The organism is Pantoea stewartii subsp. stewartii (genome assembly GCF_008801695.1).
Lineage (GTDB): Bacteria > Pseudomonadota > Gammaproteobacteria > Enterobacterales > Enterobacteriaceae > Pantoea > Pantoea stewartii.
This window is the reverse complement of sequence record NZ_VZPF01000071.1, coordinates 21,284-27,823: the sequence shown is the minus strand read 5'-3', so window position 1 is coordinate 27,823 and position 6,540 is coordinate 21,284. Positions and strand designations below refer to the sequence as shown.

Genomic DNA, 6,540 nt, shown 5'->3' with positions numbered 1-6,540 from the left:
GAATATTTTACGGCATTCTCCGCTAATGCTCAGGCGAATATCCCTGAAGGACGTTCTTAACAATTTAACAAGGGTTTACCACAAAATGGTGCTGGTTTATTAGCGTCAATTTGTGGGGATCCCTCAGGAGCAAGCTCCCTTTTTCAACTGACTTACGCCAGAGCTGATTTCGCTTTTTCTACCAGTGCAGTGAATGCCACTTTGTCGAATACAGCGATGTCGGCCAGGATTTTACGGTCAATTTCAATGGCTGCTTTTTTCAGACCATTGATGAAACGGCTGTAAGACATACCGTTCTGACGCGCCGCTGCGTTGATACGCGCGATCCACAGCTGACGGAACTGACGCTTACGTTGACGACGGTCGCGGTAAGCATACTGACCAGCTTTGATAACAGCCTGGAAGGCAACGCGGTAAACACGTGAACGTGCACCGTAGTAACCTTTAGCTTGTTTTAAGATTTTTTTGTGACGTGCGCGAGCAACTACACCACGTTTTACACGAGCCATTTAGCTCTCCTGTTTAATATTCTGAATTAATTAAAAAAATTTACTTATGCGTACGGCAGGCAGGCAACAACCAGACCCAGATCGCCTTTAGACACCATGCCTTTCGGACGCAGGTGACGTTTACGCTTGGTAGATTTCTTAGTCAGAATATGACGCAGGTTCGCGTGTTTACGCTTGAAGCCGCCAGAAGCGGTCTTCTTGAAGCGCTTAGCCGCGCCACGTACAGTTTTAATCTTTGGCATTTTAAAAAATATCCACTTCGCATTGTTGATAACATGACCCATACAGGCGAACAACAAACCGCACAACGCAAGCGCTGCGCGGTCATTGCTACTTGAATGCCTACTGTTTCTTCTTAGGTGCGAGCACCATGATCATCTGGCGGCCTTCGATCTTCGAAGGGAAGGATTCGACAATAGCCAAATCCAGATCATCACACAGGTCTTTACGGACGCGGTTAAGCACTTCCATACCGATCTGCTGGTGCGCCATCTCACGACCGCGGAAACGCAGCGTGATTTTGGCTTTATCGCCTTCTTCCAGAAAGCGAATCAGGTTGCGTAGTTTGACCTGATAGTCGCCATCATCGGTTCCAGGACGGAATTTAATTTCCTTAACCTGAATAACTTTTTGCTTCTTCTTCTGTTCCTTAGAAGATTTGCTTTTTTCATAGAGGAACTTGCCGTAATCCATAATGCGGCAAACCGGCGGTTCGGCGTTCGGGCTGATTTCAACTAAATCTACACCCGCTTCCTCAGCTTTTTCCAAAGCTTCGCGTAGACTGACAATACCAAGTTGCTCGCCTTCAACGCCTGTTAAGCGCACTTCTGTTGCGCGAATTTCACTGTTGATGCGATTCGGACGCGTAGGTTGTACTCGTTTTCCGCCTTTAATACCTTATTCCTCCAATTGGTGAAGATTGCGGCTGCGAATCTCTTGCTGCAGCTTCTCAACAAACACATCGACATCCATCGACCCAAGGTCTTTACCACGGCGGGTGCGAACGGCCACTTTGCCAGCTTCCACCTCTTTATCACCACAGACCAACATATAAGGGACGCGACGTAATGTGTGCTCGCGGATTTTAAAGCCTATCTTCTCGTTTCTCAAGTCCGCTTTCACACGAATGCCAGCATTCTGCAATTTACGTGTCAAAGTCTCAACATATTCTGCCTGACCGTCGGTAATATTCATGACCACAGCCTGCACTGGTGCCAGCCAGCTAGGGAAGAAACCGGCAAACTCTTCGGTCAAAATACCGATAAAGCGTTCCATCGACCCCAGAATCGCACGGTGAATCATCACGGGCGTCTGACGATCGTTGTTTTCACCCACGTAGGTGGCATCCAGACGTTTAGGCAGGGAAAAGTCTAGCTGAACTGTTCCGCACTGCCAGGCACGGTCAAGGCAATCGTATAGAGTAAATTCAATTTTCGGGCCGTAGAAGGCGCCCTCACCCGGCTGGTATTCAAACGCAATGTTGTTTTCATTGAGCGCCGCAGCCAGATCCTCTTCTGCACGATCCCAGGTTTCATCAGAACCGATGCGTTTTTCAGGACGGGTAGACAGTTTCACCACGATCTTTTCAAAGCCAAAGGTGCTGTACATGTCGTAAACCATGCGGATACAGCTGTTCACTTCGGCGCGCAGTTGATCTTCCGTACAGAAAATATGGGCATCATCCTGAGTAAAGCCACGAACGCGCATCAGACCATGTAACGCACCTGAGGGTTCATTACGGTGGCAGCTCCCGAACTCGGCCATACGCAGTGGCAAATCGCGATAGGATTTCAGCCCCTGATTAAAGATTTGCACATGACCCGGGCAGTTCATTGGCTTGATGCAGTACTCACGGTTCTCCGAAGAGGTCGTAAACATCGCATCTTTGTAGTTTTCCCAGTGGCCGGTTTTTTCCCACAGCACGCGGTCCATCATGAACGGACCTTTTACTTCCTGGTACTGGTACTCTTTCAGCTTACTGCGGACGAACACTTCCAGTTCACGGAAAATTGTCCAGCCGTCATTATGCCAGAAAACCATACCCGGCGCTTCTTCCTGCATATGGTAGAGATCGAGCTGTTTACCGATCTTACGGTGGTCGCGCTTCGCCGCTTCTTCCAGACGCTGCAGATAGGCAGACAGCTGCTTTTTATCGGCCCAGGCAGTGCCGTAGATGCGCTGCAACATTTTGTTGTCGCTGTCGCCACGCCAGTAGGCGCCTGAAATTTTCTGCAGTTTGAAATGGTGACAAAAACGCATATTCGGTACGTGCGGACCGCGGCACATATCGACGTATTCTTCATGATGATACAGCCCAGGGCGATCATCATGGCTGATATTCTCGTCCAGGATGGTGGTCTTATAGACTTCACCCCGCGCCGCGAAGACATCGCGCGCTTCCTGCCAGCTGACCTTCTTCTTCACGACATCGTAGTTGGTCTCAGCCAACTGATGCATGCGTTTTTCCAGCAGCTCAATATCTTCCTGGGTCAGCGTGCGATCGATGTCGACATCATAGTAGAAACCGTTGTCGATAACCGGACCAATAGCCATTTTCGTGTCGGGCCACAGCTGCTTAATGGCATGGCCTAACAGGTGCGCGCAAGAGTGACGGATGATTTCAAGACCCGCTTCGTCTTTTGCAGTAATAATGGCGACAGACGCGTCGTCGGTGATGGGATCAACCGCATCGACCAGTTCACCGTTCACTCGTCCGGCGATACAGGCTTTGGCCAGACCGGGGCCGATATCAAGCGCGATGTCCATCACGCTGACAGGGCGATCATAAGTGCGCTGGCTGCCATCAGGAAGCGTAATTACAGGCATAGAATGTCCTTAGTTGCAGTGGTAAGCCACACGAAAGCCTACATACAAAATTGAGTAGTTTGATTCACCTGGCGTGAAATCAGACCCACATTGTCGGAATGTCGCCAGGAAGTTGATGCGGCACGAATAATAGCAGTTTTCAGAAGTGAGCAAAACCCATGCCTTTCCACTAACTCTCAGACAGATCAAAAAAAGCGGCCAGGCCCCAGGCCAGACCGCTTCTCCGTCAGACAGAGTTAACGCGGATTACATCGCGTACGTCAGCATGACCGTGGTTTTGGTATCCGTATGGTCGGGCGCAGACTCAGGTGGATTGTTGTTCCAGGTGACGTTATACGCCAGTTTCAGGGCGAAATGGTCGTTAATCGCTACCTGTAAGCCCGTTTCAGAGTTCACTGTCGTATCGTCACCCAGTGAGCTCAGCACGGAAACACCCTGAATGAATTTGGTGGTATCTGTCAGCTGCCACTGGTAGCTCACCGCACCGTAAGCCAGCGCCTGCGTTTTATGTCCACCTTCACGGTAATCGTCGTAACGGACACCAGGACCGAATTCCGCACGCAGTGAATGCACCGGGCCATTCAGGATCTGACGACCATAACCGGCGGTCAGGACATCGCGTCCGTCATAACCATTGTAACGGTCACTTAACCAGCTTGCCTGACCAAACAGGTAGTCATAGGCGCTCATGTTGTAACGCGAACGCGCACCTACGTTATAGGTTTCGGACGAGCGCTCATCGTTTGCAGAGGTATTCGCGGCATTGCCCCACAAGCTGTAGGCCATTGATTCTGTATACCAGGTCATGTTGGTCTGTGCGGTCAACGATGAGCTGGTGGTGTTACCGGTTTGCGCCAGGTAGCCTGCAGAGGCCGATCCTTCAAAAGGCTTTTTCGCCGTTGAAGGGTCATCCATCGCAGTGAAGACCGCGTTATCGGCCAGCGCCTGGTGACAAAACGCTCCGGCAGAGAGCAGTAGAACAGCAGACAGCTTGTTAAAGGCGTTCATTAAGTGTGATCCGTGCAACAGTTTTGAAAACGAAGATTCTGAAGGGTTTCCCGGTGCGATCAATCCCCTTTACCGTAACTTTTGTAAAGAGATATGAATTCGCTCAGAACATCATGCATTAGCGTAACGTCCCGTATTTGCTGGACGTTAACCTGAGTTCGGCGCGCATTATAGAGTTGTTTTTGCCAAATAACATCTGTTCGTTTACAAGATTTACATACGTTCGGGTCGCCCGCATCCGCACAAACGGTAAACAGTTTAGTCCGAATTGTTGGCTCATCCCCTTCATTATTCGCCTGTTTTTTCACCCTGTACTACGCTGTGTGATATTTAACCCTTTCGAGGTGCAAAATGAGCAGTGGAGATCTACATCGCTATGTCGTGACCTTTCATTATCAGGAAGCCGGACTCAGTGACGTTCTGAACCTGACCGGTGCTCTGACATCAGGGGGCTTCTCTACCACGTTAATGGATGACAGTGGCACCGCCCATGAGCTTGGCACCAACAGTTTTGGCATTGTCACCACACTGGATGAGGCCGCGCTAAAACAGCAGGCTCTTGCCGCGGGCGAAAGCGCGCTGGGCCAGAAACCCGACGTGACGTTGACCACGCTTGACGACTTTTTGCGCCAAGCAACAGGTGCCGCAGACTAGTCTGTGCACACGCGCAGGTTTTTATCGCGTGCGTCCGCGTTACAATTGAACTCAGGCAGCGAATAAAGAGGATAACCCGATGTGGTCAGCCATTAGTCGTCTGTTAAACGAGCAATTTGGCAACGCCGAAATTACCCAACGTCACGAACTCCCCGGGGGTGATGTTCATCCCGCCTGGCTCATCCGCTATGGTGAGCAGGATGTGTTTGTGAAGTGCAACAGCCGCGATAAAGTGTCCCTGTTTAGCTGGGAAGCCGATCAACTCGCCCTGCTGCGCCGTACCCAGACGGTCCGCGTTCCGGACGTTTATGGCGTTGGCAGCGATCGTGACTACAGTTTCCTGCTGCTGGAATATATCAAACCTCAGCCCCTGGATCCGCAGAGCGCCTACCAGTTAGGCCAGCAGTTGGCGCGTCTGCATCAGTGGAGCGAGCAACCTCAGTTCGGGTTTGATTTCGATAATAATCTGACCTCTACGCCACAGCCCAACAGCTGGTTGCGGCGCTGGTCAGTTTTCTTTGCGGAGCAACGAATCGGCTGGCAACTGCAGATTGCCGCTGAGAAAGGCATTCTGTACGGCGATGCCGAACGGATTATTGATTGTGTGCAACGGACCCTGGCGTCCCATCCCCCTCAACCTTCCCTGCTCCACGGCGATCTGTGGCCAGCTAACTGTGCGGGCAGCGAGACTGGCCCCTGGATTTTCGATCCTGCCTGTTACTGGGGCGACCGGGAATGCGACCTGGCGATGCTGAGCTGGTTTACCGATCTGCCAAAGGCGATCTTTGACGGTTATCACCAGAGCTGGCCGTTACCCGATGGCTTTTCGCAGCGTCAGCCGGTTTATCAGCTTTACTATCTCCTGAACCGGGCCAACGTGTTTGGCGGCAACTGGCTGGGCGCGGCGCAGTTTGCCGTGGGCCAGTTGCTGGATGACGATGCACGGGCAGCCGGTCAGGTGAAACCGGCCTGATCGTTTAGAGAAAACCGAGCAGAGAAAGCAGAAAGTAACCGGCGATGGCAATCACCAGCGGCAGGATGTAGAGCGGGAAAATCTGCAGAAAAATGGTGTGGCGCGGGACCCGTACCTTTTCTTCCAGCTGCTGCCGGGTCCGGCCATCGCTGCCTTTTGCCTGCTCAAGAATCATCTGATCTTCAATCCCTTCCCGCACATGGCGCACCTGACGTCCCATGCGCGCACCGGACGCTTCCAGCGCCAGCCCGACAAAAATCAAAATATAGATAAACCAGAAGCCCAGATTCATCTGTCCATTGAACTCGGGCACCGGTGAGTTTTGCCAGAACACATTCAGAAACGGCGTATTAAAGCGAATCATATCCACCATGACATGAATGAAATCCAGCATCACGGCATCAATACCGGGTTTCTTTTCACTGTGCTTAAACAAAAAGCTCAGCAGTGAAATGATGGTAGACAGCAACGCGAGTAAAAAAATCACCCAGCCAGCGACACGCTTAAGGATGGCAATGCGGCCAGCCTGTTGATAGGTCATGATATCTCCTGAACCCAAAATCCCATTTG

At 51.3% G+C, this 6,540-nt stretch carries 8 protein-coding genes; 2 read left to right on the top strand and 6 right to left on the bottom strand.

Annotated features, from left to right (window positions below; all coding sequences use genetic code 11):
* Window positions 1–152: 152 nt before the first annotated feature.
* From rplT to F7Q90_RS19095, 5 genes are all read right to left on the bottom strand, one after another.
* Window positions 153–509: a 50S ribosomal protein L20 gene (gene rplT, locus F7Q90_RS19115; RefSeq protein ID WP_006118956.1), complete on the bottom strand. Its 357-nt coding sequence runs from the start codon at window positions 507–509 to the stop codon at window positions 153–155.
* 44 nt (window positions 510–553) lie between these two features.
* Window positions 554–751 (bottom strand): 50S ribosomal protein L35, encoded by a 198-nt coding sequence (gene rpmI / locus F7Q90_RS19110; protein ID WP_006118955.1) that lies wholly within the window; start codon window positions 749–751, stop codon window positions 554–556.
* A gap of 100 nt (window positions 752–851) precedes the next feature.
* A complete protein-coding gene (gene infC, locus F7Q90_RS19105) occupies window positions 852–1,403 on the bottom strand; it encodes a translation initiation factor IF-3 (protein WP_006118954.1) in 552 nt (183 codons plus the stop codon).
* Between the two features lie 3 nt (window positions 1,404–1,406).
* Window positions 1,407–3,335: a threonine--tRNA ligase gene (gene thrS / locus F7Q90_RS19100; protein WP_006118953.1), complete on the bottom strand. Its 1,929-nt coding sequence runs from the start codon at window positions 3,333–3,335 to the stop codon at window positions 1,407–1,409.
* A gap of 246 nt (window positions 3,336–3,581) precedes the next feature.
* The gene (locus F7Q90_RS19095) at window positions 3,582–4,343 is read right to left on the bottom strand and encodes a DUF481 domain-containing protein (protein WP_006118952.1); all 762 of its coding nucleotides are present in this window, start codon (window positions 4,341–4,343) and stop codon (window positions 3,582–3,584) included.
* A 351-nt stretch (window positions 4,344–4,694) separates the two neighbouring features.
* Here F7Q90_RS19095 and ghoS point away from each other — a divergent pair, with 351 nt between their 5' ends.
* Both ghoS and F7Q90_RS19085 read left to right on the top strand, forming a co-directional pair.
* Window positions 4,695–4,997 carry a type V toxin-antitoxin system endoribonuclease antitoxin GhoS gene (ghoS, locus tag F7Q90_RS19090; protein ID WP_006118951.1) on the top strand — a complete coding sequence of 101 codons (303 nt, stop codon included), beginning with the start codon at window positions 4,695–4,697 and terminating at the stop codon, window positions 4,995–4,997.
* 79 nt (window positions 4,998–5,076) lie between these two features.
* Window positions 5,077–5,970, top strand: a complete 894-nt coding sequence (locus tag F7Q90_RS19085; RefSeq protein ID WP_006118950.1) for a fructosamine kinase family protein — start codon at window positions 5,077–5,079, stop codon at window positions 5,968–5,970.
* Window positions 5,971–5,974: 4 nt separating this feature from the next.
* Here the strand turns inward: F7Q90_RS19085 and F7Q90_RS19080 are convergent, their stop codons facing one another.
* On the bottom strand, window positions 5,975–6,511 hold the full coding sequence (locus F7Q90_RS19080) for a YniB family protein (protein ID WP_006118949.1): 537 nt from the start codon (window positions 6,509–6,511) through the stop codon (window positions 5,975–5,977).
* Window positions 6,512–6,540: the final 29 nt, after the last annotated feature.